This window comes from Streptomyces sp. NBC_01439 (assembly GCF_036227605.1).
In the GTDB taxonomy this organism is placed as follows: Bacteria; Actinomycetota; Actinomycetes; order Streptomycetales; family Streptomycetaceae; genus Streptomyces.
Genome location: NZ_CP109487.1, coordinates 1,820,495 through 1,847,321, shown reverse-complemented (window position 1 = coordinate 1,847,321; position 26,827 = coordinate 1,820,495). Strand labels below are relative to the sequence as shown.

The 26,827-nt window shown below is 72.7% G+C and carries 19 protein-coding genes and 1 CRISPR repeat array (1 of these 20 only partly in view); of the genes, 11 read left to right on the top strand and 8 right to left on the bottom strand.

The window, feature by feature from the left end; all coding sequences use genetic code 11:
• Positions 1–1,249: direct repeats of the CRISPR family, unit length 29 nt; unit sequence CTGCTCCCCGCGCCTGCGGGGATGAACCC (it extends 681 nt beyond the left edge of the window).
• 280 nt (positions 1,250–1,529) lie between these two features.
• A complete protein-coding gene (locus OG207_RS08110; RefSeq protein WP_329097237.1) occupies positions 1,530–3,347 on the top strand; it encodes an ABC transporter ATP-binding protein in 1,818 nt (605 codons plus the stop codon).
• 65 nt (positions 3,348–3,412) lie between these two features.
• On the opposite strand, the gene OG207_RS08105 is transcribed toward OG207_RS08110, so the two are convergent.
• A complete protein-coding gene (locus OG207_RS08105) occupies positions 3,413–4,276 on the bottom strand; it encodes an alpha/beta fold hydrolase (RefSeq protein ID WP_329097235.1) in 864 nt (287 codons plus the stop codon).
• 196 nt (positions 4,277–4,472) lie between these two features.
• Here OG207_RS08105 and OG207_RS08100 point away from each other — a divergent pair, with 196 nt between their 5' ends.
• From OG207_RS08100 to OG207_RS08085, 4 genes are all read left to right on the top strand, one after another.
• Positions 4,473–5,261 carry a helix-turn-helix transcriptional regulator gene (locus OG207_RS08100; protein ID WP_443072684.1) on the top strand — a complete coding sequence of 263 codons (789 nt, stop codon included), beginning with the start codon at positions 4,473–4,475 and terminating at the stop codon, positions 5,259–5,261.
• Positions 5,262–5,265: 4 nt separating this feature from the next.
• Positions 5,266–5,802: an NADPH-dependent FMN reductase gene (locus OG207_RS08095; RefSeq protein WP_329097233.1), complete on the top strand. Its 537-nt coding sequence runs from the start codon at positions 5,266–5,268 to the stop codon at positions 5,800–5,802.
• 61 nt (positions 5,803–5,863) lie between these two features.
• Positions 5,864–6,601 carry a carbonic anhydrase gene (locus tag OG207_RS08090; RefSeq protein ID WP_329097230.1) on the top strand — a complete coding sequence of 246 codons (738 nt, stop codon included), beginning with the start codon at positions 5,864–5,866 and terminating at the stop codon, positions 6,599–6,601.
• A 201-nt stretch (positions 6,602–6,802) separates the two neighbouring features.
• The gene (locus tag OG207_RS08085; RefSeq protein WP_329097228.1) at positions 6,803–8,761 is read left to right on the top strand and encodes a flavin monoamine oxidase family protein; all 1,959 of its coding nucleotides are present in this window, start codon (positions 6,803–6,805) and stop codon (positions 8,759–8,761) included.
• Positions 8,762–8,879: 118 nt separating this feature from the next.
• Here the strand turns inward: OG207_RS08085 and OG207_RS08080 are convergent, their stop codons facing one another.
• On the bottom strand, positions 8,880–10,883 hold the full coding sequence (locus OG207_RS08080) for a CASTOR/POLLUX-related putative ion channel (RefSeq protein WP_329097226.1): 2,004 nt from the start codon (positions 10,881–10,883) through the stop codon (positions 8,880–8,882).
• Positions 10,884–10,991: 108 nt separating this feature from the next.
• Positions 10,992–11,573, bottom strand: coding sequence for a hydrolase (locus OG207_RS08075; RefSeq protein WP_329097225.1), 582 nt, complete (start codon positions 11,571–11,573; stop codon positions 10,992–10,994).
• A 120-nt stretch (positions 11,574–11,693) separates the two neighbouring features.
• Here OG207_RS08075 and OG207_RS08070 point away from each other — a divergent pair, with 120 nt between their 5' ends.
• Positions 11,694–12,269 carry a DUF6434 domain-containing protein gene (locus OG207_RS08070; protein ID WP_329097222.1) on the top strand — a complete coding sequence of 192 codons (576 nt, stop codon included), beginning with the start codon at positions 11,694–11,696 and terminating at the stop codon, positions 12,267–12,269.
• A 65-nt stretch (positions 12,270–12,334) separates the two neighbouring features.
• Positions 12,335–13,600 (top strand): IS701 family transposase, encoded by a 1,266-nt coding sequence (locus OG207_RS08065; RefSeq protein WP_329095407.1) that lies wholly within the window; start codon positions 12,335–12,337, stop codon positions 13,598–13,600.
• A gap of 272 nt (positions 13,601–13,872) precedes the next feature.
• On the opposite strand, the gene OG207_RS08060 is transcribed toward OG207_RS08065, so the two are convergent.
• A complete protein-coding gene (locus OG207_RS08060) occupies positions 13,873–14,436 on the bottom strand; it encodes a dihydrofolate reductase family protein (RefSeq protein ID WP_329097220.1) in 564 nt (187 codons plus the stop codon).
• On the opposite strand from OG207_RS08060, the gene OG207_RS08055 reads away from it, so the two are divergent.
• A complete protein-coding gene (locus OG207_RS08055; RefSeq protein WP_329097218.1) occupies positions 14,435–15,625 on the top strand; it encodes an enoyl-CoA hydratase/isomerase family protein in 1,191 nt (396 codons plus the stop codon). The genes OG207_RS08060 and OG207_RS08055 overlap by 2 nt on opposite strands.
• Before the next feature lie 175 nt (positions 15,626–15,800).
• Here OG207_RS08055 and OG207_RS08050 read toward each other — a convergent pair whose 3' ends face one another.
• A complete protein-coding gene (locus OG207_RS08050) occupies positions 15,801–18,062 on the bottom strand; it encodes an excinuclease ABC subunit UvrA (RefSeq protein WP_329097216.1) in 2,262 nt (753 codons plus the stop codon).
• Positions 18,063–18,158: 96 nt separating this feature from the next.
• Here OG207_RS08050 and OG207_RS08045 point away from each other — a divergent pair, with 96 nt between their 5' ends.
• Entirely contained in the window at positions 18,159–18,923 is a 765-nt protein-coding gene (locus tag OG207_RS08045; RefSeq protein ID WP_329097214.1) for a TetR/AcrR family transcriptional regulator, read from the top strand.
• Between the two features lie 60 nt (positions 18,924–18,983).
• Here the strand turns inward: OG207_RS08045 and OG207_RS08040 are convergent, their stop codons facing one another.
• Complete coding sequence (locus OG207_RS08040; RefSeq protein WP_329097212.1) at positions 18,984–19,907, bottom strand: SDR family oxidoreductase; 924 nt, start codon at positions 19,905–19,907, stop codon at positions 18,984–18,986.
• Positions 19,908–20,112: 205 nt separating this feature from the next.
• On the opposite strand from OG207_RS08040, the gene OG207_RS08035 reads away from it, so the two are divergent.
• Positions 20,113–21,396, top strand: a complete 1,284-nt coding sequence (locus tag OG207_RS08035; RefSeq protein WP_329097210.1) for a cytochrome P450 family protein — start codon at positions 20,113–20,115, stop codon at positions 21,394–21,396.
• Here the strand turns inward: OG207_RS08035 and OG207_RS08030 are convergent.
• Positions 21,352–22,938: a molybdopterin-dependent oxidoreductase gene (locus OG207_RS08030; RefSeq protein ID WP_329097208.1), complete on the bottom strand. Its 1,587-nt coding sequence runs from the start codon at positions 22,936–22,938 to the stop codon at positions 21,352–21,354. The genes OG207_RS08035 and OG207_RS08030 overlap by 45 nt on opposite strands.
• Positions 22,939–23,206: 268 nt before the next feature.
• On the opposite strand from OG207_RS08030, the gene OG207_RS08025 reads away from it, so the two are divergent.
• Positions 23,207–24,445 (top strand): MFS transporter, encoded by a 1,239-nt coding sequence (locus OG207_RS08025; protein ID WP_329097206.1) that lies wholly within the window; start codon positions 23,207–23,209, stop codon positions 24,443–24,445.
• A gap of 46 nt (positions 24,446–24,491) precedes the next feature.
• Here the strand turns inward: OG207_RS08025 and OG207_RS08020 are convergent, their stop codons facing one another.
• Positions 24,492–26,813 (bottom strand): alpha-N-acetylglucosaminidase, encoded by a 2,322-nt coding sequence (locus OG207_RS08020; RefSeq protein WP_329097204.1) that lies wholly within the window; start codon positions 26,811–26,813, stop codon positions 24,492–24,494.
• Positions 26,814–26,827 lie beyond the last annotated feature (14 nt).

The following is a 26,827-nucleotide window of genomic DNA, read 5'->3' as shown; positions in this document are numbered from 1 at the left end:
GCGCCTGCGGGGATGAACCCGCGTCGGCCGTAGGCGCGCTTGTCGTTGTCCTCTGCTCCCCGCGCCTGCGGGGATGAACCCTACTCTCCGCCGCCCGACTCGCCCCCGGAGAGCTGCTCCCCGCGCCTGCGGGGATGAACCCGTCTCCGCGATGGCGGCCAGGGCCTCGGGCAGGGTCTCCATCTGCTCCCCGCGCCTGCGGGGATGAACCCCATCGGCGCGGGCCTCGCTGCCATCGAGCGGGCTGCTCCCCGCGCCTGCGGGGATGAACCCACGGAGAAGGCCGGCCACGGCCCGGCCCTCGACTGCTCCCCGCGCCTGCGGGGATGAACCCAGCGACGTCATTCCCAACAAGCGGGACGCCATCTGCTCCCCGCGCCTGCGGGGATGAACCCGGCGACGGCACCATCCGCGCCCACCGCTTCCCCTGCTCCCCGCGCCTGCGGGGATGAACCCTGCCCTGCCACACTGGAGCCACCCGAAGGAGGCTGCTCCCCGCGCCTGCGGGGATGAACCCGCCAACATCGCCGGATCCATCGACATCCAGTTCCTGCTCCCCGCGCCTGCGGGGATGAACCCGAGGAGCTGCTCGGGGCCCCGGAGTTCGATGGCTGCTCCCCGCGCCTGCGGGGATGAACCCAGGAACCAGGCCCAGGGCAGCCACCCCAACACCTGCTCCCCGCGCCTGCGGGGATGAACCCCAGGCGTCGAGGCGGCCTTCGAGGACGTCGCTCTGCTCCCCGCGCCTGCGGGGATGAACCCCGGCAGTACAGCTGCCGCCGCTGCGGATCCTGCTGCTCCCCGCGCCCGCGGGGATGAACCCGACGTGGACAAGAGCCCGCCCCGGGGCTCGAACTGCTCCCCGCGCCCGCGGGGATGAACCCTCCGCTTCAAAGGGGACGGGGGAGGGTCCGGCTGCTCCCCGCGCCTGCGGGGATGAACCCGGGACCACGATCCTGAACCTGCCCGGCGCCGTCTGCTCCCCGCGCCTGCGGGGATGAACCCATCACCAAGGGTCGGCGGACGGTCGGCGCGATCTGCTCCCCGCGCCTGCGAGGATGAACCCCCGCCCCACTTCACGAAGATCGCGAGCTCGTACTGCTCCCCGCGCCTGCGGGGATGAACCTCTGGAGGTGACGTGTGGTGAGCCCTCAGCGGACTGCTCCCCGCGCCTGCGGGGATGGACCCACCCGCGCCGAGGTGCCCCTGGCCGAGGCGATCTGCTCCCCGCGCCTGCGGGGATGCGCCCCGATCTTCTGATCGGGGGATAGGGGATCAGCGGGCGCGGGTTGTTTCCGAGGGGTTGGTTCGGCATTGGCGGCGGCGGGATTCACTCCGTCACGCAGCAGCAGCGGCCCGTCCCGTAAGCGGCAGCCGCACACTCGGCGCGAGCTCTCCAGGGGGCCGCTCCCGGGCGCGAACGGGTACGAGGTACCGCCATCCGGGGAAAATCCTTGGACCGCGCGGCCAGCGCCACGGGACACTTCCGGTTCCTGCAAACCGCCCGCACACGACAGCACAGGGTTGCAATGGGAATGCCTGAACCGCCCGAAAGTCCACCGGGCAAGGGCCCGGTCATCCTCGCACTTCGCTACTACGGACGGGAGTTGGTCCGCCTTCGATGGCTGACCGCACCCGCGATGCTGCTCCCGGCGCTGGGCAACATCGGAATCAACTACATCGCGCCGCTGATCGTCGCCAAACTCGTCGGCCGCATCGCCGGGGGTGGCAGCACCGCCGTCGACGCGATGCTGCCGTACCTCCTCGGCTTCGCCGGGGTCCTGCTCCTCGCCGAGGCGCTGTGGCGCCTCGGCCTCCACTGCCTCAACCGCCTCGACGCCCGCGGCATCGAGCACCTGTACGTGGTCGGCATGGACGAACTGTTCGCCAAGGACGCCGCGTTCTTCCACGACAACTTCGCCGGATCGCTGACCAAGCGGGTGCTCAGTTTCGCCTCCCGCTTCGAGGACCTCGTCGACACCCTGACCTTCTCGGTGATGGGCAGTTTCGTACCGCTGGTGTTCGCCTCCGTGGTGCTGTGGCAGTACGACCCGCTGCTCGTGGCCGGACTCCTGATCCTGATCGCCGTGACGGCACTGGGCGTGGCGCCCCTGATCCGGCGCCGCCAAGGACTCGTCGCCCAGCGCGAGGAGGCGATCGCCAGGATGTCGGGCCACGTCGCCGACAGCCTGATGAACATGGATACCGTCCGGGCCTTCGCCGCCGAGGAACGCGAGGCGGCCGAGCACCGATCGCGCGTCGCGGAGTCGCGCCGGCTCACCCTGCGCTCCTGGGACTACGGCAACCTCCGCATCGACACGCTGGTCGCGCCGATGTCCGTACTGACCAACGCGCTGGGCCTGCTGCTCGCCGTCACGCTCGGCGGGGGAGAACACGGCGTGGAAGCGGTCATCGTGGCCTTCACCTACTACGCCAGCGCGACGCGGATCATGTTCGAGTTCAACCAGATCTACCGCCGGATGGAGAGCTCGATGACGGAGGCCGCGCAGTTCACCGAACTGCTGCTCACGCCGCCGACCGTACTCGACCCGGCATTCCCCGAGCCGCTGCGGCCCGGGTCCTCCGCCATCCGCTTCGAGCGGGTCAGCTTCGCCCACGGCGGCGGCAAGCCGCTCTTCGACAGCCTCGACCTGGACGTGCCCGACGGGACGAAGATCGGCCTCGTCGGCCGGTCCGGTGGCGGCAAGACCACGCTCACCCGGCTGCTGATGCGGATGACCGACATCGAATCCGGCCGGATCCTGATCGGCGGCCAGGACATCACCCACTTGCGCCAGGCCGACCTGCGCAGCCTGATCGCCTACGTCCCGCAGGACCCGGCCATGTTCCACCGCACCCTGCGGGACAACATCGCCTTCGCCCGGCCGGACGCCACCGAGGCCGAGATCCGCCGCGCGGCCGAGGCAGCGCACGTCACGGAGTTCACCGACACCCTGCCCGACGGCTTCGACACCATGGTGGGCGAGCGCGGCGTCAAGCTGTCCGGCGGACAGCGCCAGCGCGTCGCGCTCGCCCGCGCGATCCTGCGCGACGCGCCGATCCTGCTGCTCGACGAGGCGACCAGCGCCCTGGACTCGGAGAGCGAGATCCTCGTCCAAGAGGCGCTGTGGCGGCTCATGGCGGGCCGGACGGCCCTCGTGGTGGCGCACCGGCTGAGTACGGTCGCGACGATGGACCAGCTCGTCGTCCTCGACCGCGGACGCATCGTCGAACGCGGCACGCACGAGGAGTTGCTCGCCTCCGAGGGCGCCTACGCGAAGTTGTGGCAGCACCAGTCGGGGGGCTTCCTCGACGACACCTCTGCCGCGCGCGTGGACCTCGGCTGACCGCGGGCCCGGCCCGCCGGGCCCGCCCCGTGATCCGCTGCGCGACGTCCTCGTTGCGCAGCGGATCACGCAGCGGGTACGAACTCGTGCACCAGGCGGACGAACTCGTCCTCCTTCTCGAAGAACGCGACGTGCCCGGCGTCGATCTCGGCGTAACGGCTGTTCCCGATCGCCGCGTGCAGGGCGAGGCTGTTCTCCACCGGGACGGTGATGTCCTGGGTGCAGCCGATCATCAGCGTCTCGGCCTGGATGCGCGGCAGCAGGTCGCGGATGTCGATGCGGGTGTCGAGGTCGACGTGGCGCAGGGTGCCGGGGGTGGGCGGCATGTTGGGGATCAGCAGCTCCACCTGCTCGCGGCCGATCGCGTTGAGGAATCCGCGGCTGAAGCCGGTCATGGCGACGGCGCGGCCGAAGGCGGCCGGGTCGGAGGCGCCGAGCTGCTTCCACAGGGTGAAGAGGTTGCGCAGGTACTCGTCGCCGTCGGTGTGGGCCCATCCGGCGACCAGGACCAGGCGGCGTACGAGATCGGGGCGCAGGGCGGCGACGGCGGCGGACACCGGCGCGCCCATGGAGAAGCCCAGCAGGTCCACCGGGCCGGCGTCCGCGTCCTCGATGACGGCGATGACCTGGGCGGCCAGGCCTTCCACGGTCAGCGGCGCCCCGTCGTCCACGGTGCGCTCGGTGCCCGAGAGGTCAGGGGTGATGACGGTTCGGTCGGCGGTGAAATGCGGCAGCAGCCGGCCCCAGTTCACGGCGGAGCCGCCCGATCCGGTGCCGTGGACGAGTACGAGCGCGGGGCCCGAGCCGGCGCGGTCGTAGTGGACCCGGGCGTCGACGACCTGCACGGTCGCGGTACGGGGGGCGGTCGTGGCGGCGGTGGCGGTGGCGGTGGCGGTGGGGGTGGGGGTGACGGTGGCACGGGTGGTCATGGCGGCTGCTCCTTCTGGGGCGGTGGGCGCCGGGCCCTTCGCTCCGGCTCCGCCCACATTGCCGCCGCCGTCCCGCAGGCGGCAGAGCCCGCTCGAACCTAGGACCGGGGATCCCAGGCGCGCCCCGGCCGGCACGTGGACCCGGCCCGCACGTGGACCCGGCCGGCGCGCGGCTCCGTCCGGCAGAATGATCAATATGACGATCGATCGCTGGAACCTCGCCGACTTCCTCCGCCGTTCGCGTGACCGCGTGCGTCCGTCGGACGTGGGCCTGGCCGAGGGGCCGAGGCGGCGGACGGCGGGGCTGCGGCGCGAGGAGGTCGCCCAGCTCGCCGGGATGTCGGCCGACTACTACATGCGGATGGAGCAGGCCCGCGGCCCGCAGCCGTCACCGCAGATCCTTTCCTCTCTGGCCCGCGCCCTGCGGCTCAGCGACGACGAACGCGACCACCTCCACCTGCTGGACCAACTGCCCGGCACCGCTGCCCAGGTACTCGGCGACCTGGGCGACGTCCTGGCCCAGAACGACCTGGCACGGTCCCTACTGGGCGGCGTGTGCACGGTCTCCGAGCACGGCCGCAACGTGATCTGGCGCTGGTTCGCCGACCCGGCCGCGCGGGACGCGTATCCGGCCGAAGAACACGACCATTACAGCCGGTTGCACGTCGCGGACCTGCGCGCCGCCGTCGCCCGCCGGGGCTCCGCCGATCCGGTGGCCGGCCGCCTCGTGGACCGTCTGCGCGAGGCCAGCGAGGACTTCGCCGGCCTCTGGGACCTGCACGAGGTCGCCGTCCGGCGCCGCAGCCGGATGCGGGTCATCCACCCGGTCGTCGGCCCCGTCGACCTCGACTGTCAGGTGCTCCTCGCCCAGGAGGAGGACCAACGCCTCGTGCTCTTCACCCCGCCGCCCGGCTCGGACACGGCCGACCGCCTCGCCCTGCTCCGGGTGCTCGGCACCGAACGGTTCCCCTCGGAAGTAGGTTGACCGGATGTCCACACCGTCCCTGATCCTCCTGCTGTCCGGCAGCCTGCGGACCGGCTCCTCCAACGAGTCCGTGCTGCGCACCGCACAGGCCGTGGCCCCCGCGCAGGTGCGCACCGTCTTCTACGAGGGCCTGGCCGCCCTGCCGCACTTCAACCCCGACGACGACACCGACCCGCTGCCGGCCCCGGTGGCGGAGCTGCGCGCGGCGATCGCCGCGTCGACGGCGGTCCTGATCTGCACCCCGGAGTACGCGGGCACCCTGCCGGGCTCGTTCAAGAACCTGCTCGACTGGACGGTCGGCGGCACCGAGATCTGCGACAAGCCCGTGGCCTGGGTCAACGCGGCCGCCGCCGGCCGGGGCCGGGGAGCGGAGGCCACGCTGCGGACGGTACTGGGCTACACCGGCGCGGACATCGTGGAGTCGGCGTGCGTGAGCGTCCCGGTGGACCGGGGCGCGATCGGCGCCGACGGGGTCATCACCGACGCAGGGGTGCGCGAGCAGCTCGGCACGGTGCTCGCCCGGTTGCTGACGCCCCGCTGAGGAGGCCCGCCCGAGAGCGGCGCCCACCCTTTGGGAGCGGATGTGCATATTTTGTTCTGATATGAGCATTCATGTGGAAAGCCATGGCCGGCCGGGGCGGCGCCGGCTGCTCCGGGTGGTACTGACCGGCACGGTGGCACTGGGGGCCGGCCTGGTGGCCGGTTCCCCCCGTACCCCGGACACCCCCGTCGCCGGGGGCCCCGGACGGACCCGGCCCGCCACGCCCGCGTCCGCGCTGCGGGAACTGGAGACGGGCAACGCGCGCTGGCGGACCCTGCACGAGCGGCACCCCGACGAGACGCGGACCGTGCGGCAGACGTTGGTCGGAGGCCAGCACCCCTTCGCCGTCGTCCTCGGCTGCGTCGACTCCCGCGTCCCCCCGGAGCTGGTCTTCGACCAGGGCCTGGGCGATCTGTTGACCGTACGGTCGGCGGGCGAGGTCCTGGACGAGGCGGTGCTCGGCAGCATCGCCTACGGAGTCCTCGAACTGGGCATTCCGCTGATCGTCGTCCTGGGCCACCAGTCGTGCGGGGCGGTCGCCGCGGCCGTCCGGGCCGCCGAAGAGGGAGCCTCGCTGCCGGGCCACATGCAGTACCTCGTCGATCAGATCCACCCGGCGATCGACCGCGCGCTGCGCGGGGCCGCGCGGATCGACGCCGCGATCACCGCGAACGTACGGCTGGTGCGGGCGCGGCTCGCCGCGGAACCGGAGCTCGCCGCCAAGGTCGCGGCCGGGGCCCTGGCCGTGGTCGGAGCCCGGTACGAGCTGACCAGCCAGCGGGTGCGCCGGCTCGACTGACCCGCCGGCTCCGGCTCGGCTGACCCGCCGGCTCCGGCTCGGCTGACCCGCCGCGTCCGGCTCAGCCGCACGGCCGGGTCCGGCTCGGCACGAATCCCAGTTCGTCAGCCTCGGGAGGCCCACACCGCACGTCCGGGTGGTTGTTCCCCGCAGGGGTGCCTTTGGGCGCTGAAGGCCCCGACGGGCCGGGAGAGTTGGTACATGATCATCGAACCCGTGCCCGCGCCCGACGCCACGCCCGGCCCCTCCGGCGAGCCCGCCCCGGCGTCCTCCCGCCGCCCCTCCCGCCGCAAGGTCATCGCCGGCGCAGCCGCCGTCGCGGGAGTCGGCGCCCTCTCGGTCGCCGCCGCCTCCGGAACCCCGCAGGCCCCGTCCGGTTCGGCCAGCCCCGATTGGGAGACCTGCCTCACCATCGCCCGGGCCGTCCTCGTGCGCGACGAGGACGACGAACCCCTCGTTCCCCGCTACTCCGACATCCTGCTGAAGAACGGTCTGCCCCGGTCCCGCACCCGCAAGAAGGTACTGATCGTCGGCGCCGGGCCCGCCGGGCTCACCGCAGCCCACCTGCTGCGCGAAGCCGGGCACCAGGTCACCGTCATCGAGGCCAACGGCAACCGGGTGGGCGGCCGGATCAAGACCTTCCGCACCGGCGGCCACGAGAAGTCCGCGGCCCCCTTCGCCGACCCGAAGCAGTACGCCGAGGCCGGCGCGATGCGCATTCCCGACAGCCACCCCCTGGTCACCGGGCTGATCGACAGTCTCGGGCTCAAGCGCCGGCGCTTCCACCTGGTCGACGTCGACGGGTCCGGCCGCCCCGCCTACCGAACCTGGATCTTCGTCAACGGCATCCGCGTCCGCCGCGCCGACTACGCGCGCAGCCCGCAGGCCCTCAACAAGACCTTCGGGGTTCCGGCGGCCTACGAGGCCCTGCCCGCCGCGCAGATCGTCCGCAACGCCTTCGCCCCCGTACGCAAGGAGATCGAGGGCAAGAAGGACAAGCAGCTCGTCGAGGGCTGGGCCCGCGTGATCCAGCGCTACGGCCACATGTCGATGTACCGCTATCTGACCGAGGAGGCGAAGCTCGACGAGCGCACGATCGACCTGATCGGCACCGTCGAGAACCTCACCTCCCGCCTGCACCTCGCCTTCGTGCACAGCTTCATCGGGGCCTCGCTGATCAGCCCGGACACCGCCTTCTTCGAACTGCCCGGCGGCACCGCCACCCTGGTCGACGCCCTCTACGCCCGCGTCGACGACCTCGTCCGGCTCGACCGCCGCGCCACCCGGATCACCCACGGTGAGGGCGGGGTCAGCATCGAGACCGTCTCCGAGGGCCGCGGCGGCAGCACCGTGCGGCGCGAGACCTTCACCGGCGACACCGCGATCATCACCGTGCCCTTCTCCGGGCTGCGCCACATCCCGGTCGCGCCCGCGCTCTCGTACGGCAAGCGGCGCGCGATTACCGAGCTGCACTACGACGCGGCGACCAAGGTGCTGCTGGAATTCAGCCGCCGCTGGTGGGAGTTCGACGAGGCCGACTGGAAGCGCGAGCTGGAGGCGGTACAGCCCGGCCTGTACCGCAAGTACCAGCTCGGGCGGACCCCCGCGGACGGCAGCCTCCTGGGCGCGCACTCGTCCGTTTCCGACCGCGGCATCTCCAGCGGGCAGCGCGCGCACTACGCGGCCTGTCGGGCGGTCACCCGGGACCAGCCCGAGGCGGCCCACGTCATCGGCGGCGGCTCGGCCACCGACAACCCCAACCGCTTCATGTTCCAGCCCTCCTACCCTGTCGAGGGCAGTGCGGGCGGGGTCGTGCTCGCCTCCTACAGTTGGTCGGACGACGCCCTGAAGTGGGACTCCCTGGACGACGAGGAGCGCTACCCGCGCGCGCTCGCCGGGGTGCAGGAGGTGTTCGGGCAGCGGATCGAGGTCTTCTACACCGGCGTCGGGCGCACCCAGTCCTGGATGCGCGACCCATACGCCTACGGCGAGGCCTCCGTGCTGCTGCCCGGCCAGCACACGGAACTCTTCCCCCACGTCCGCAAGGTCGAAGGGAACCTGCACTTCGCCGGGTGCCACACCTCCATCAAGCCGGCGTGGATCGAGGGGGCACTGGAGTCCGCGGTGCGGGCCGCCCTGGAGGTCCACTCGACGCTCTGACCGGCCGGCGGGGGCCTTCGCTCGAGGCCCCCGCCTGACGCCCCCGCCTGACGCCCCCGCCTGACGCACCCGGCTGAGGCCCCCCACCTGAGGCCCAGGCTTCCGCCCCTGCCCCTCCTCAGTTCTCGGCGAGCACGATCAGCCAGTCGTGCTCGCCGAAGCGGACCGGCTGCCCCTTGTCCGGATTGAGCCGCACACCGTACGCAGGGCCCGTGGCGGCCTCGGCGCGCAGCCGGTAGCCGACCGCGCATTCGCGGCGCCGCCGCGCCGACTCGACGAGCGTCGCGAACGTCACCTCGCGATCGGTGTGCACGTAGTCCGCGACCGGCTTCAGGTGGAGCTCGTTCCCCTCCGCCTCGAACAACTCCTGGAAGACGGCGGCGAGATAGGGGCTCTCCGAGATCTGGGTCATGAGCAGACTGATCAGCCGGCCGCTGACGATGAAGTCCGCGCCCTCCCGGGCGGGCGCCAGCAGCCGGTTGCCGTCGTCGGACATTTCCGTGGTGAGCGACGGCTCCCGCCCCGCCGCCTCCCCGATGGCCCGCAGATGGAGCAGGGTGACCAGTGTCCGGTCGTCCGTCTCCGTCCCGGTCTCCGGGGCGAGGCCGAGGTCGATCGCGCGGGCGGGCACCGGTGCCGCCGCATGGGGGCCGGTCCCGTGGCCCGTCTCGCCGATGACGATCACCCGGTCGTACGCGGGCACGTCCAATTTGGCCAGCAGCTCGGGATCGGTGATGTCCCCACTGCGGAAGGCCACTTCGAGGTGGCTGCGCGCCCCCGCGACGCCCGAGGCGGGGCGCGTCCGCAGCTCGTCGGCCAGCGAAACGACGTCCAGCGTGCTCCCGGGGCCGACGAACTGGTCGAGCTGCTCCACGACGAGCGGCGCGCGCCGGTTCCAGCCGAGGAGGAGCAGCCGTTCGGGCTCGGGCGCCCCGGGGCGGGCCGTGACGATCGCGTCCTCGTCGACGCACGAGGAAGCGTCCGCCGGTACGGCAGTGTCGTCGTCCTCGGAGATGAGGATGATGCGGTCGTCCGTGCCGATCGTCGTACCGGGGTCCGGATTGAGCGCGACACCGCCGTCGGCGTGCAGCAGACCGACCACCGAGGACGTGCTGAACGCCAGCAGGGCCTCGCCGAAGGTGCGGCCGGCGAGGCCCCGGGCGGCGGCGGCGTAGAACTCGTCGCCCGCGAAGTCGAGCAGTTCCTGGTAGACGAGCGACAGGCCCGGCTCGCGGGCGGTCTGGACGAGGAGCCGGGCGATGATGTCGTCGACGCACAGGACGTGCCCGCCGGGCCCGGCGGCCAGCCGGGCGGTGAGGTGGTTGCGGGTGTCGCGCACGGCGGCGACCACCACCGCCCCGCCGGGTTCGCGGACCGCCGCCTCGAGGGCGAGCAGCGTCTTCACCACCTGGGCGTCACCGGTGTCCCCCTCCGGGGGCAGTACGAGCACGGCCTTTGCGGTCCGCGGACTCACCCGGGACAGCGCCGTGGGGTCGGTGGTGCGGCCGTTGCGGCAGATGATCCGCGTCGTACTCCTGCTCCTGCTCCTGCCGCTGCCGCTGCCGCTGCCGGTACCGGCAGCGGTTTCGGCGATGGAGGTTGAGATCTCCTCCTCCATCTCCACCTTGTCCTTCGGCGCGAGGACGGCGATGGCGGACCGGCGCTGGTTGGCGTTCGCGGCCACCAGCTCCCCGACCACCGGGAAGATCTGGTCCGACCAGCCCAACAGGACGGTGTGCCCGGACTCCAGCACGGTGGAGTGGCCGCGCCGCAGCAGCATGATGCGCCGGTTGATGCCGGTGGTGATCAGACCGACCAGCGTGGAAACGAACAGCAGGGCCACCAGGGCGAGCGCCACGGAGGCCAGCACGTAGAGGGGTGACCCGACCGCGCCTCCGATCTTGAGCGTCTGTCCGACGCTGACCCATACGGCGGCGAGCCTGCCGGAGAGGGTTGCCGGGGCGGCCCGGTCGGCCCAGACGAGCACCGTGCTCGCCGGGACCACGACGGCGAGGCAGGCCAGGGCGAACCAGCCGATGAGCGCGGTGGTTCCCCCCGCCATCAGATTGTCGAACCGGTACCGCAGGCGCAGTGCCAAGGACGTCGTGTGCCGCTGCGCCATGAGAACCCCCTCGCCTTCCTCGCTGCTAACCCGCGGGCGCCCGCTCGGTTACGGGTGAACCGCCCCCGGCCGCGGGGCCGCTGCGGGAAGCACCCGGGGATCTGCCGGTCAGGAGTCCAGGGCCGCGATGATCTCGTCCGTCGTGCTGACCCTGCCGATGCGCGGGAAGATCTTGCCGAAGGTGTGGGCGTGGGAGTCGGGGTCGGTGTCGGCGGTGGCGTCCTCCGCGAAGACCAGGTCGTAGCTGAGTTCCCACGCCGTACGGGCGGTGGACTCGACGCCGACGCTGGTGGAGATGCCGGCCAGCACGATCCGGTGGATGCCGCGGCGGCGCAGCTGGAGGTCGAGCTCGGTACCGGTGAAGGCGCCCCAGTGGCGTTTGGTGACGACCACGTCCCCGAGGGCGGCCAGCTCGGCCGGGATCTCGGAGAAGGCGGCGGGCGGGGCGGCGGCCGGGCCGGGGCGGTCGACGTTCGCAGTGGGCAGGTCGCCGCCGTCCGGGGACCACGCCACCTTGACCAGGACCACGGGCAGCCGGTGGGCGCGGAACGCCTCGGCGAGCGCGATCCCCTTCCCCAGGATCTCGGGGGTGGGCTTCGCGGCGGGCCGCTCGAGGATGCCCGTCTGGAGGTCGATGAGGACCAGGGCGGTGTCCCCGCCGAGAGTGAGGCGGTGGGGTTCGGCGGTCATGAGGTCTCCTCCGGCAAAGTGGGGCATGGCGCGCAATTTACAAGGCGGTCCGCCGATTTCCCCGGCCCTCCTGGCCCTCCTGTCCCTCTCGCCGGATTCACCCGCCCCTAAGATGGGAACGTGAGTACGAATACAAGGGAATCCCGGCCCGCCCTGACGCCCGCACTGAGCGGGACCGAGCTGCTGCGCTGGTATTGGACGCTGGCCGAACTGGGCGCCCTCGCACGGGAAATGGGCCTCCCGGCCCGCGGTGGCAAAGCAGTCGTCACCGCACGGCTCGCCGCCGCCCTCGACGGACTTCCCGCGCCCGCCGCCCCGGCGGCCCCCGCACCCCGGCGCGCCGGGCGCCAGCTCACCGCCCCCATCAGCGGCGCGACCGTGATCCCGCCGGGCCAGCGCTGCAGCCAGGTGCTGCGCGCGTACTTCGTCCGCGAGATCGGACCCGGCTTCCACTTCGACGCCTTCATGCGCGACTACATCGCCCAGCACGCGGGGCACACCCTCGCCGAGGCCGTCGCGCACTGGCACGCGACCCGCACCCGGGCTGCCGAACCCCAGGAGGTGGGCGTGCAGTTCGAGTTCAACCGGTTCCTGCGCGCCTGGCACGCCCAGCACCCGGACGGGGCCCGCGCCGAGGCCCTGGCCGCGTGGCAGGACCATCGGGCCCGCCCCCGCGACCGGGCCGCGACGGCCTAGTAGGGCTTGGTCAGGTTGGGGCTGGTGTTGCGTGTCCTAAGGGCTCGGTGAGTCGTTCAAGACGTGTGACGCCGGAGGAAATTGCAGCTGTACGTGGCGAGTTGGAGGACTTCGCGGCGGAGGTTTTCGAGCCGTTCGCGCGTAAGGATCAGCGTCGGTGGGGGCGGGTTTACCTGCGGGGCCTGCTCACGGACGGGCAGCGCAAGTCGGTCGAGCCGATGGCCGCCCGGCTGGGCGAGGACGGGAACCGTCAGGCCCTGGCCCACTTCATCACCACCAGCCCGTGGGACCCCGCGCATGTGCGGGCCCGGCTGGCCTGGAGCATGGAGAAGGCGATCCGGCCCACCGTGCTGATCTTCGATGACACCGGCTTCCTCAAGGACGGCAATGCCTCGGCGTGTGTCTCGCGGCAGTACACCGGCACTGCGGGCAAGGTCACCAACTGCCAGGTGGGCGTCTCCCTGCACCTGGCCTCGGACCACGCCTCGGTGGCGGTCAACTGGCGGCTGTTCCAGCCCGAGGCCTGGGACCCCGCCTCGCCGAAGGCGGACCCGGCCAAGGTCGCCCGCCGCACCGCCTGCGGCATTCCCGACGACACCGGGCATGTGGAGAAATGGCAGCTGGCCCTGGACATGCTGGATGAGACCCGCTCGTGGGGCATCGAGGTGCCGCTGGCCGTCGCGGACGCCGGATACGGAGACGCGGCGGCATTCCGGCACGGCCTGCAGGCCCGCGGCCTCAACTACATGGTGGGGATCTCCACCACCCTCTCGGCCCAGCCCGGCGAAGCCGTGCCGGTGACCGAGCCCTACTCCGGGAACGGACGGCCACCCGTGGCGAAGTACCCGGACAAGCCGCAGTCGGTGAAACAGCTGGTCATCGCGGCCGGCCGGAAGACGGCGAAGCCAGTGCAATGGCGTGAGGGCTCCCGGCCCGGCACCGGCCGCAGCGGCTTCAAGCGGATGTACTCGCGGTTCGTGGCCTTGCGGATCCGGCCTGCCGGTCGCGAGGTCCGCCACACGGTCGAGGGCCCGGAACTGCCCGCATGCTGGCTGCTGGCCGAGTGGCCGGCCGACCAGGGCGAACCCGTTCAGTTCTGGCTCTCCGACCTGCCCGCCGACACCCCGCTGACCACCCTGGTCCGCCTGGCCAAGCTCCGCTGGCGCATCGAGCACGACTACCGCGAGATGAAACAGGCCCTGGGACTTGCCCACTTCGAGGGACGCACCTGGAACGGATGGCACCACCACGTCACCCTCGTATCCGTCGCCCACGCCTTCTGCACCCTGCAACGACTGGCCAGAGCCCCAAAAGACATGGCGCCGGCCTGAGCCTCTACCAAGTCGTCCGCGAGCTACAAACCCTCCTCGCGACATGGACCGGCGCATGCCCCACCTGCCACCGCGGCATACCCACACCAACCCCAACCTGACCAAGCCCTACTAGTGCTGTGGCCGGAAAGGTTCACCGGCTCACGACGCCCGGTACGGCACCTCGCCGCGTTGTCGGACCGCGCAAGTACGTCCAGTACGAGCCGCGGCCTTCCGCCTTGCGATGCACCGCACCGAACGCCGCGAACCGGCAAACCTTTCCGGCCACAGCACTAGGCGCGCTCGTAGCGCAGCAGGACGACGCCGTTGCCGAAGGTGTGGGTGTCCGTGTGCCGCAGGGTCACCGGAGCGTGGTCGAGGGTGGGGAAGAGCGGCGTGCCGCGCCCGATCCGCACCGGGTGCACGTAGATCCGGTAGGCGTCCACCAGGTCCTGGCGCAGGAAGGAGGCGGCGAGATCGGCCCCGCTCAGCGTCAGGTCGCCGCCCGGGGCCGCCCTGAGCGCGGCGACCTCCTCGGGCACGACGTCCCGCACGACCGTGGTGTTCCACTCGGCCGACCGCAGGGTGCGCGAGTACACGTACTTGGGCTTGGACCGCCAGATCTCCGCGAACTCGGCCACCGTGCCGGCGTTCGCCGGATCGGCGTCGGCGGTCGGCCAGTAGTCCGCCATCAGCTGGTGCGTCACGCGCCCGCTGAGGAAACCGCCCATCGGGCGGAGCACGTCGTTCATGTGCTGGTGCAGCTCTTCGTCGACCTGGTGCCAGCCGATGTCCCGGTCCGGCCCCTCGATGAACCCGTCGAGCGACACCCCGGCCATCAGCACGATCTTCCGCATGGCCGACCACGGTACGCCCCGGGAGCGCCCGATGCCGGGAGCGGCGCGGGCCACGGTGATACTGGCCGGTGTGAAGACCGAAGACGCGCAGGCCGAAGACCCGCGGGCCGAAGCCCCGCAGCCCGACGACGCGGACACCGTGCTGCTCCACATCGAAGGCCGGACCGGGGTGGTCACCCTCAACCGCCCCAAAGCCCTCAACGCCCTCACCCGCCCCATGGTGATCCGCATCGACGAAGCCCTCGCCGCATGGGCGGCCGATCCCGCCGTCCATCAGGTCCTGATGCGCGGCGCCGGTGAGCGCGGCCTGTGCGCGGGCGGGGACATCCGGGCCATCCACGACGACGCCAAGGCCGGGAACACCGCATCCGCCGGTTTCTGGCGCGACGAGTACCGGCTCAACGCCCGCATCGCCCGCTACCCCAAGCCGTACGTGGCCCTCATGGACGGCATCACCATGGGCGGCGGCGTCGGCGTCTCCGCCCACGGATCGGTCCGGATCGTCACCGAACGCTCCCGCGTGGCCATGCCCGAGACCGGCATCGGCTTCGTGCCCGACGTCGGCGGCACCTACCTGCTCGGCCGTGCGCCCGGCGAACTCGGCACCCACCTCGCCCTCACCGGCACGGCGGTCGGCGCCGCCGACGCGCTGCTGTGCGGGCTCGCCGACCACTTCGTACCGGCCGACCGGCTCCCGGAGCTGACCGCCGCCCTGGCCGGGGCACCCGCCCGTGAGGTGCTCCCGCGGTACGCCGCCACCCCCGGGCCCGGTGAACTCGCCGACCGGCGCGGCTGGATCGACCACTGCTACGCGGCCGCCACCGTCGAGGAGATCGTGGAGCGGTTGCTCGGCCAGGGGGAGCCCGCCGCCGAGGAAGCCGCCGAGACGATCTTGGCCAAGTCCCCGACCGCCCTCAAGGTCACCCTCGCCGCACTGCGCCGGGCCGCGGAGCTCGGCCCGCTGGAGCGGGTGCTGGCCCAGGAGTTCCGGGTCTCCTGCAACGGGCTGACCGCGCCCGACCTGGTCGAGGGCATCCGGGCGCAGGTCGTCGACAAGGACCGCGATCCGCACTGGTCGCCGGCCACCCTGGCCGAGGTGACCGACGCCGACGTGGAGCGCTTCTTCGCCCCGCTCGGGGGGGACCGCGAACTGCGTCTGCCGCCGCCGCAGGACCTCGGTCGAGGCTGAGCCGCGCCTCCGGGCCGTCCGGGACCCGCTGGAGTCCGTGGCCGAAGTGCTCCTCGCGCAGCTTCCACGGGTGCGCCGTGGGCGCGTCCGTTCGTCTGCTGACGGGCGGCCGGCCCAACCGACGCTGCGGACGCCGTGCGCAGCGTACGCAAGGCGTCCGGCGTCCGGCGCCGGGCTACGAGCCCACGTACTCCCGCAGGTGACGGGCGGTCAGGGTGTCCGCCCCGGCCACCAGGTCCGCCGGAGTGCCCTCGAAGACGACCTCGCCGCCGGCGTGGCCGCCGCCCGGGCCGATGTCGATCAGCCAGTCGGCGTGCGCCATCACCGCCTGGTGGTGTTCGATGACGATCACCGAATTCCCGTCGTCGACGAGCCGGTCCAGCAGGGCCAACAGCTTGTCCACATCGGCCATGTGCAGGCCGGTCGTCGGCTCGTCCAGGATGTACGTCGAGGACTTCTCGGCCATGCTGATGGCGAGCTTGAGCCGCTGCCGCTCCCCGCCCGACAGGGTGTTGAGCGGCTGCCCGAGCCGCAGGTACGAGAGTCCGACGTCGGCCAGCCGGCCGAGGACCGCGCGCGCCTGCCCGGTGGGGAAGAACGCGTGCGCCTCCGCGACCGGCATGTTCAGCACCTCGCTAATGTTCTTGCCGCGCAGCCGGTACGTGAGCACCTCGGGCGTGAACCGCCGGCCCTCGCACTCCTCGCAGACCGAGGCGACCGCGGCCATCATCGCCAGGTCCGTGTAGACCAGCCCGAGGCCGTTGCACTTCGGGCAGGCGCCCTCCGAATTGGCGCTGAACAGCGCCGCCTTGACCCCGTTGGCCTTGGCAAAGGCCGTCCGGATCGGCCCCAGCAGCCCTGTGTAGGTGGCCGGATTGGACCGGCGCGAGCCGCGGATCGGCGACTGGTCGGCCACCACCACCCCGTCCCGCCGGGCCAGGTACCCGTGGATGAGCGAGCTCTTGCCCGAACCGGCGACCCCGGTCACCACCGCCAGTACCCCCAGCGGCACCTCCACACTGACGTCCTTCAGGTTGTGCAGATCGGCGTCCTTGATCGACAGGTGTCCGCGCGGGGTGCGCACCGACTCCCGCAGCCGCGCCCGGTGTCCGAGATGGCGCCCGGTGAGGGTGCCGGAGGCGCGCAGCCCGGCCACGTCCCCGCTGTAGCACAGGTGCCCGCCGGCCGTGCCCGCGCCGGGGCCGAGGTCGACGACGTGGTCGGCGATCGCGATGACCTCGGGCTTGTGCTCCACCACCAGCACGGTGTTGCCCTTGTCGCGCAGCCGCAGCAGGAGGTCGTTCATGCGCTGGATGTCGTGCGGGTGCAGGCCGGTCGTCGGCTCGTCGAAGACGTACGTGACGTCCGTGAGCGAGGATCCGAGGTGGCGCACCATCTTGACCCGCTGGGCCTCGCCGCCGGACAGGGTGCCGGAGGGGCGGTCCAGGCTGAGGTAGCCCAGGCCGATCTCCACGAGGGAGTCGAGTAGGCCCCGTAGGCCGGTGAGCAGCGGGGCCACGGCGGGGTCGTCGATCCGGCGGACGAACGAGGCCAGGTCGCTGATCTGCATCGCCGAGCACTCGGCGATGTTCAGCCCGTCGATGCGCGAAGACCGTGCCGCTGCGGACAGGCGCGCGCCGCCGCAGTCGGGGCAGTCGGTGAAGACCACGGCGCGGTCGACGAAGGCCCTGATGTGGGCCTGCATCGCATCGCGGTCCTTGGACAGGTACGTCCGCTGGATCTTCGTGATCAGGCCCTCGTAGGTGTAGTTGGTGGAGCCGGACTTCACCTTCACCGGGCCCGTGTGCAGGAGGTCGGCCCACTCCTGCTCCGTGAAGTCCTTGAGCTTGATGTCGGCGGAGTAGAAGCCGGAGTTGACCATGTTCTGCCAGTACCAGGTGTCCACCGCGTAGCCGGGGACGGTGATCGCGCCCTCGTTGAGGGAGAGTTCACGGTCCACCAGCTGGTCGACGTCGATGTCGGAGACCTGCCCGATGCCCTCGCAGCGCGGGCACATGCCCTCCGGGGAGTTGAAGCTGAAGGCGGTGGACGCGCCGATGTGCGGGACGCCGAGGCGGGAGAAGACGATCCGCAACATGGTGGAGGCGTCGGTGGCGGTACCGACCGTGGAGCGGGAGTTCGCGCCCATCCGCTCCTGGTCGACGACGATGGCGGCGCTCAGGTTGTGCAGCCCGTCCACGTCGGGCCGGCCCTGACTCGGAAGGAAGGACTGGATGAACGCCGTGTACGTCTCGTTGATCATCCGCTGCGACTCGGCGGCGATGGTGCCGAAGACGAGGGAGGACTTGCCGGAGCCGGAGACACCGGTGAAGACGGTGAGTCGGCGCTTGGGGATGTCGAGGGAGATGTCCGTCAGGTTGTTCTCCCGCGCTCCGCGGACCTGGATGACCTGATGGCTGTCGGCGGCGATCTGCACGGAACTCCTCGCGTGGCGGTGTCTGGAGCTTACTTTCTACACTGTACTCTATACGTCGTACAGTGATTTATGGGCCACGCGCTTGGAGGACCGCACATGGCGAAGGACCGCAGTGGGGCGGGCGACCCCGTCCGTACGCTGGAGCTGCTGTGGCGGGAGCGGGGGCAACAGTCGGCCCGGCCGGGCCGGCGCGGCCCGCGGCAGGGCCTCACCGTCGACGCCGTGGTCCGGGCCGCGACCGAACTCGCCGACGAGGCCGGACTGGCCGCGCTCACCATGCGCGCCCTGGCCCAGCGGCTGGCCGTGACGCCCATGACCCTCTACACGTACGTCCCCGGCAAGGCCGAACTCCTCGACCTGATGCTGGACGGGGCGTACGAGCGCATGGAGCGCCGGCCGCCCGGCGCGCGGGACCCGTGGCAGATCGAGGTCACCCGCGTGGCCGAGGACAACCGCGACCTGCTCGCCCGCCACCCCTGGATCGCGGACCTGGCGGTCACCCGCCCGCCGCTGGGGCCCGGAGTCATCGGGAAGTACGAGTACGAGCTGGCGGCCTTCGAGGGCATCGGCCTCACCGACGTCGAGATGGACGCGGGCCTGGCCCACCTCCTCGGCTTCGTCCACGCGCACGCCCTGGGGGTCGCCGACGACGCGGCGCACAACAGTCGCCAGAGCCAGGAGGACTGGTGGGCCGTCAGCGAGCCGCTGCTGGCCCGGGCGCTGGACCCCGAGCGCTACCCGCTCGCCGGAAGGGTGGGTGCGGCGGTCGCCGGATACCACCCGCAGACGCTCTGGACCTTCGGTCTCCAGTGCGTCCTCGACGGCCTGGCCCGCCTCGTCGACTCCCGACCCGCGCGCTGACCCGGCGTCCTGCCCGCCCGCGCCGGTCCGGGACGGGCAGGAACGGGCGGGACGGACCGGTCAGCGGTAGCCCGTGGTGTCCGCGGGGCGGTCCGGGTCCTGGACCTCGACCATGTAGCGCCAGGCGTCCGGGCGGCTGCCGTCGAGGTCCGTGAAGCCGTACTCCCGGGCGAGCTGCCCGCTGGAGAGGGACCGGCCGTTCCAGCGGGCCACCTCCGGGTCCGTGGCGAGGGCCGCGACCGCCCGGCCCACGTACGACGGGGTCTCGGAGATGGCGAAGTGCGGGACCTTCGCCAATGCGTCCCGCCAGTTCGCCTCCGTCACCCCGAAGGTGTCGAGCATCATCTCCGAGCGCAGCCAGCCCGGCGTCAGTGCCACCGCCGTGGCGCCCCGCGGCCCCAGCTCGTGCCCCAGCGCGAACGCCATGCGCAACACCGAGGACTTGGCGATGTCGTAGAAGAAGGACACCCGGTAGCGACTGGCGTTGTACTCGGCGGTTCCGTCCGTCATCTCCACCACCAGCCCGCCCGGCTCGCGCAGCAGCAACGGCACCGCGAAATGGCTGGTGATCGCGTGGGTCTCCACGGCCAGCCGCATCAGTCGCAGCCCCTTGTCCAGGTCGTGCTCCCAGACCGTGCTCTCCCACTCGAAGAGCAGCTCCCCGCCCCAGACGTCATTGACCAGGACGTCCAGCCGGCCCTGTTCCGCGTCGATCCGTCCGACCAGGGCCTCGACCTCCGCCGGCACCAGGTGGTCGGCGACCACCGGGACGCCCCGGCCGCCCGCCGCGGTGACCAGCTCGGCCGTCTCCTCGATTGTCTCGGGCCGGTCGTACTCCGAACGTCTGCCCCGGGTGCTGCGCCCCGACACGTACACGGTCGCACCCCGCGCACCCAACTGGACCGCGATGCCCCGGCCCGCGCCGCGCGTCGCCCCGGCCACGAGGGCCACCCTGCCTTCAAGAGTCCGCTGTGTTTCCGGCATGCCCCGACCCTATGACGGACACCGCCGCTGCCGACGGCAAACGGCCCGTCGGCCACCAGAGCCGCCGGGTCCCATCGCCCGGGCCGCCGCCACCGCGGGTGCCGCCTCCGGCCGGTTCTGGGACGGGACGGCAACGGACTTGTCCAACCCGCCCCCGAGGCCGCACTGTTGACCGAGTCTCGTCCATCAGATCAGGAGAACCGGCTTGTCGTCCCACATCTCACCCGTCCCGCAGGGCCAGAGCACCCCCTACGTGATCGACCCCGCCGGCGGCTGCCCGCACGCCCTCAACGCCCGGCTGCGCGCCGAGCACGGCGCGGTGGCGGAGGTCGTGCTCCCCGGTGGGGTCCCGGGAGCGGTCGTCCTGGGACACGACGCGCTGAAGGAGTTCCTCGCCCACCCCGACGTGGCCAAGAACGCCCGGCACTTCCCCGCCCTGCACGACGGCACCATCCCCGCCGACTGGCCGCTGCGGGTCTTCTCCAACGCCCAGGGCATGCACACCGCGGACGACGCCGACCACCGCCGCCTGCGCGGGCTGGTCGGCAAGGCCTTCACCGTCCGCCAGGTCGAACGGCTGCGGCCGCGCGTCGAGGAGCTGACCGCCGAACTCCTCGACGACCTCGGGCGGGCCGCGGCCGGATCCCCCGACGGGACCGCCGACCTGTACGAGCACTTCGCGCTCCCGCTCCCGATGAACGTCATCTGCGAGCTGCTCGGCGTGGACCCCGAGCACCGGGGCCGGCTGCACCACCTGGCCAACCAGGTGGTCATCGCCACCGACCTCACCCCGGCCGAGAAGATGGCCGCCCTCCAGGAACTCATGGCCCTGACCAGCACGATCGCGGCCGCCCGCGCCGCGAACCCCGGCGAGGACCTCACCAGTGCGCTGATCGCCGCCCGCGAGGACGACGGGGACCGGCTCACCGGGATCGAACTCATCGGCACCATGCGGCTGATGCTCGTCGCGGGCCACGAGACCACCCTCAACCTCATCGTCAACGCGGTCCGCGCCCTGTGCACCCACCGCGACCAGCTCGCGCTGGTCCTGGACGCCAAGGCGACCTGGTCGGACGTGGTGGACGAGACCCTGCGCTGGGACACCCCGGTCAGCTGGTTTCCGTTCCGCTACCCCACCCGGGACCTGACCGTCGACGGCACCGTGATCCCGCAGGGCACGCCGGTGCTCGCCGGATACAGCGCGGCGGGCCGCGACGCGTCCTTCCACGGGCCGGACGCCGACCGCTTCGACATCACTCGACCCACCGCCGCCCGCAGCCTCGCCTTCGGCCACGGCGCCCATTACTGCACCGGCGCTCCGCTCGCTCGGCTGGAGGCGACGATCGCCCTGGAGCGGCTCTTCACCCGCTTCCCCGACCTCGACCTGGCGGTCCCGGACGCCGAACTCCCGTACCAGAACAGCTTCATCAGCAACAACGTCCGCTCACTGCCGGTCCGCCCCGGCCGACAGGCCACCGCCGCTTCCTAGCGCCCGGACGCGCACGTCCACCGCGTGCCACCCCGTCGCCCCGTCCGGCACGGTCCCGGTGCGGACGCCCGTTTGCACCGTGCCCGTGCCGTCCGTCGCGCGGACCTCCAGGATGTGCGGCCCGGGGGTCGCCTGCCACGGCCACACCCACTGGCGCCAGGTGTCGACGCCGTCCGCCGTCCCGAGCCGCGCCTCCTGCCAGGGGCCGTCGTCCACCCGTACCTGGACCCGCTCGATCCCGCGGTGCTGGGCCCACGCCACCCCGGCGACGGGCACCCGGCCCGGCGGCAGGTCGGCGTACGGGCGCGGGGTGTCGATCCGCGACTGCGTCTTGACCACGGCCTGCTGGGCCCAGGAGCGGCGCACCCAGTAGGCGTCGTAGGCGGCGAAGGTGGTCAGCCGCAGCTCGGTGACCCATTTGCAGGCGGAGACGTACCCGTACAGGCCCGGTACGACCATCCGGACCGGGAACCCGTGGGCGAAGGGCAGCGGTCGGCCGTTCATGCCGACGGCCAACAGCGCCGCCCGCCCGTCCATGACCGTCTCGACCGGTGTGCCGATGGTCATGCCGTCCACCGAACGCGCCACCAGCTGGTCGGCGGGCCCGCCCTCGGACGGCGGCCGCACCCCCGCTTCGCGGAGCACGTCCGCGAGGCGTACGCCGAGCCAGCGGGCGTTGCCCGCGTACGGGCCGCCGACCTCGTTGGACACGCAGGTGAGGGTGATGTCGTGCTCGACCACCGGGCGGGCGAGGAGCCCTCGCAGATCCAGGGTCAGGGGCCGGGCCACCCCCTCCCCGTGGATGCGCAGTCGCCAGCTGTCCGCGTCCACGCGCGGGACGACCAGCGCGGTGTCCACCCGGTAGAAGTCCTGGTCCGGGGTGAGGAAGGGGCCTAGCCCGGGCACCCGCAGGTCCGCGCCGGCGGGCACCGGCGGCGCGGGCACGGTGGGCCGGGGGAGGACGAAGCGGGCCCGGGAGGCGGTGGCGTCGGCGCTGCCGTGCGCACCGAGCCGTCGTGCCCCGAGTCCGACCCCGGCCGACGCCGCCAGGACGGCGACCACCAGCCGGCCGAAGCCGCGCCGGTCCATCGACCCGGCGCCGCCCGGCGCAGCTCCGGCCGGGCGGGCCCGCTTGCCGGCCGTGACCAGCAGGTACAGCACCCCGGCCGAGACCAGTGCGCCCACCAGGGAGGGCAGCGCGTCCCGCCAGGAGGCCTCCGGCCGGCTGAGCGCGGCCAGGGCCCCCACCAGCCCGAATCCGCCCGTGACGGCGATCGCGGCCGGGAGGTGGCGCACGGCGAGCAGCCCGGTGCCGACGGCGACCGCGGCCAGGACGAGCAGGATGCCGAGGCCCAGCACCAGCTTGTCGGAGGTGCCGAACAACCGGATCGCCCATTCCCGGACGGCCACGGGCGTCAGGTCCACCACGGCCCCGCCGACGGCCGTGACCGGCGAGGCTTCGGGCCGGCCGGCCGCGGCCGCGGCCAGCTGCGCCGACGCCAGCCCGGCCACGGCCGCGACGATCCCGCTGACGGCGCCCATCGTGCGCCTCGGCCGCACAGAACGGCTCGGGACTGACTCCACACGGCCAGTGTCCCGCGCCCGGGCGGCTCCGCGCCGCCGGCGTGCCGCCGGGCCCGACCTTGCCGTGCCGTGCCGGGCCGGGCCGGGCCGGGCAGTGCCGGGCAGCGCCGGCGTCGTGCGCCCAGGGCGAAAGGATCATGCCCCGAGCGAACGGGCCGTGGCGACGGCCGGGCGCGCGGCAACGATGACGACAGGTCCCCCGTCGTTCTCCGAAAGCGTGGACACCGTGCCCCTGAAATCCGACCGGACCATCCGCACCTCCCCCTACCGGCCCGTCCTCACCCACCCGACGCTGCGCCGCCTGTTACCGGGGTTCACCGTCTCGTCCCTCGGCGACGGCATGGCGGTGGTCGCCGTGAGCTGGCTGGCGATCGAGATCGCACCGGCGGCGGAGCGCGGCATGTGGGTGGCCCTGGCAGCCGCCGCCTACACGCTCTCGGGCGCCGTGGGGGCCCTCCTCCTCGGGCGGCTCCTGCGCCACCGCCCCCCGGCCCGACTGGTTGCCTGCGACGCCCTGCTGCGCGCCACCGCCCTGGGCGCGATCCCCGTGTGTCACGCCCTCGGAACACTGAGCACCGAGCTGTACGTCGCCCTGCTCGCCCTGTCCTGCGTCCTCCATTCGTGGGGCCAGGCCGGCGTCTACACCCTGCTGGCCCGGCTGCTGCCGGAGCGCGACCACCTGGCCGGCAACGCCGTCCTGTCCGGCATCGGCTCGCTCTCCACCGTCTTCGGCCCGCCGCTCGCCGGCGCCCTGATCCTGTGGGGTGGCGCGGCGACCGTGATCGCCGTCGACGCGGCGACCTTCCTCGTCCTGGCCGCCACCTTCTTCTTCGGCGTGCCGCACGACGACCCGCCCGCACCCGAGGAGGGCGCTTCCAAGGCCGCGGGCTTCGCCGTCATCCGCCGCACCCCGGCCCTGCTGGGCCTGCTCGCCCTGAGCTTCGCCTTCTTCTGCCTCTTCGGTCCCGTGTACGTCGCCCTGCCGCTGTACGTGTCGGACGGTCTGGGCGCTGCTGCGGGCCTGCTCGCGGCCTTCTACACCGCGTTCGGTGTCGGCGCCGTCCTCGGCTCCGTCCTGACGGGATACCTGAACCGCCTGCCGGTGTGGCCGGTCACGACCGGCATCGTCGCCGCCTTCGGGGTGTTCCTGCTGCCGACGGGGCTGGGGGCGCCGACGGCGTTCGCCGTCGCCGGGTTCGCCGTGGCCGGGCTGCTCTGGCCCCCGTACGCCTCGCTGTCCACCGCCCTCTTCCAGCGCGCGGCCCCGCCGGAGCTGCTTCCCCAGACCCTGGCCGCGAGCTCTGCGGTCCGGGTGCTCGCGGTGCCGCTCGGTACCGCGCTGGGCGGCCCGCTGGTGGCCGGGTTCGGAGCCCGGGAGACCCTGCTCGCCTCGGCCGCCTCGATCGCCGTCCTCGGTCTGGCGGCTGCCGGGGCCGCACGGGCAGGGCGCAAACGCAGCCAGTGAATCGGCGCCGGGGCCCGCCCGGAGTCCGGACGGGCCCCGGCGCGGGTCAGTGGGCGGCAGCCGCCGGCAGGGCCGCGGCGATCCGAGCGGCCAGCCGGTACGGATCACCGTTCGGTCGGTTCGGATGGCGGGTGGTGCGCCCCGCCCACTCCTCCTCGAAGGCGTGCCAGTCGATCGCCCGCGGCGCGGCCCCCTTCACCAGCGCCTCGTCCAGCGACGCGAAGTAGCGGGCCCACCGGGGTGCGTACAACTCCGAGATCAAGCCGTTCCATTCGCGGTTCGCGTAGTCGTGCAGGAAACCGCCCTCGCTGGTGCTGCGGCGGCCCCACACGCTGAGCAGCGAGCGGGCGTCGTACTCGTACCGGTCCCGCTCGGCCCCGTCCGCACCCCAGGAGCGGGCCGCGGAGAGCCAGGTGCCGAGGAGGAAGGCCGGATCGGATCCGGTGACCGCTTCCAACATCCTCATCCCGTCCTGCCATTCGGCCGTCAGGGCCCGGAAACGGGTCAGGTCCTTGGCGTCGTAGGCCGCCTTGATCTTGGGCAGCAGCACCCGCGAGTGGTTGGCGAGTGCCTGTCGGGCGGTGTCCACCAGGTCGAAGCGGTAGGCGCTGGAGCCGCGCAGCGCAGGATCCACCTTCAGCAGGTGTTCCAGGGCCCCGCGCACCGAACCGGCTTGATAGCGCATGGACTTCGGGCTCCAGTACGCCGCCCCGGTCGCCGTCAGGCTCGGCCGGGCGGTGAACAGGCTGTCCTGCGACTCCGACCACAGACCCGATGAGGTGCTGTACGGGCCCTTGCGGAGCTCCTCCCAGGCCGCGGCCGCCGCGGCGTCCGGGCGGCCGTACCGGCGGGCCGCGAAGTCGGCGAACCACCGGCGCTGGTCGATCGGCCCGCGCTCCCAGGCCAGATCGGTGAAGAGGTCGAAGGCCGCCGGATTGGTTCCGGTGGCCTCCGGCAGGTAGGCGATTCCGGCGAGCGCGCTGTTCGCCTTGGACCGCCAGGGGCCGAACCGCTCGATCCACACGGAGCTGTTCGCACCGACCGTGGTGTGCCCGCCGAAGTTGTAGATGGTGCCCATCGCGTACGGGGCCCCGCCCCAACGCGCCTCGCGGTCGAGCCGGTTGTACCGGTCGGACAGCCCGTCCAGGATCAGCAGTTTCGAGGTGTCCACCCCGGCCAGCAGCTCCGCGGTGGGGTCGTCCTGCCAGCCCAGCACCGCCCACAGCGCACCCGGGTGGGCGGCGTGCAGGGCGTCCTGGATGGCGCCCGCGGCCGCGCCGACGTCGACGGAACCGGTCTGCCCGCCCTCGTGCAGCGGGCTCATCCGGTACATCGTGCTGTCCCCGAACACCTCGCGCTGCTCGGCGTAGTACGCGGCGGCCAGCCTCCCGAAGACGGGCGAGGCGGGGTCGAGCCAGTCCGGGCGGTCGAAGCCCGCCCAGTCGCCCTGCGGGACCGTGGCCGCGCCGGTGTTGCGGGCGGCGAAGCCGGGCGGCACGGTGCCGAAGTACCCGGGCAGGACCGGGGTCATGCCGAGCCCGCGCAGCTGCTCGGCGATCCGCCCGCCCACCTCGGCGCGCTCGCGCATCAGCCGCTCGGTGACCGGACCGCCGAATCCGCTCAGGTTCTGCAGCAGCCACCAGCTCTGGTGGCCGGGGCCGGGGATCCACTGCCGCAGTTCCTCGGCGGAGTAGCCGAACCCCTGGAGCGCCCGGTAGTACGGGTACTCGGCGCCGACCTGCACGAACACCTCGTTGATGCCGTGCAGGGCGAGCAGGTCGATCTGCCGCTGGTGCTCCTCGAAGGAGCGGTACGGGCCGGAGTACCCGTCGTCGGTGTCGTTCAGCGCGTACCGGTGCGGGACCTGCGCGCTGTGGGTGACCGGTGCGGGGACCGCCGGCAGCCGGCCGGGCAGCATGCCGATGCTGTCACCCGGCCAGCCGATGTCGACCCCGGCGACGTGTTGGAGGTACCAGCCGACACCGGTGAGCAGGGTGGCCCCGGTGCTGCCGCGCACGGTGACCGCGCCGGCGGTTCCGGACACGGTGAAGGTGTCGGAGGCAGTGGTCGTGTCGGGTACCAGGGTGAACTGCCCCCAGTGGCGCGGGAGCAGCCGCTGGAGGGCGGCCCGCGCGGGCGCGACGTCGAAGGTGCGGGCCCGGCCGGGACTCCGGGCGGCACCCGGGTGCGCGTCCGGGTGCGCGTCCGTCGGTACGGCAGCCCGTGCGGGCGACCCCGTGCCCGGGGCGGTGGCCCCGGGCGCGGGTCCCGCGCAGATCAGTGCCAGCAGCGCCGCGGGAAGCGCGGCGAGGGCGAGCGGGCGCGGGGTCCTGGACCTGCGCCCGCCGTGATGCGTCGGGTTCCTCATCCGTTCGCCCGGCC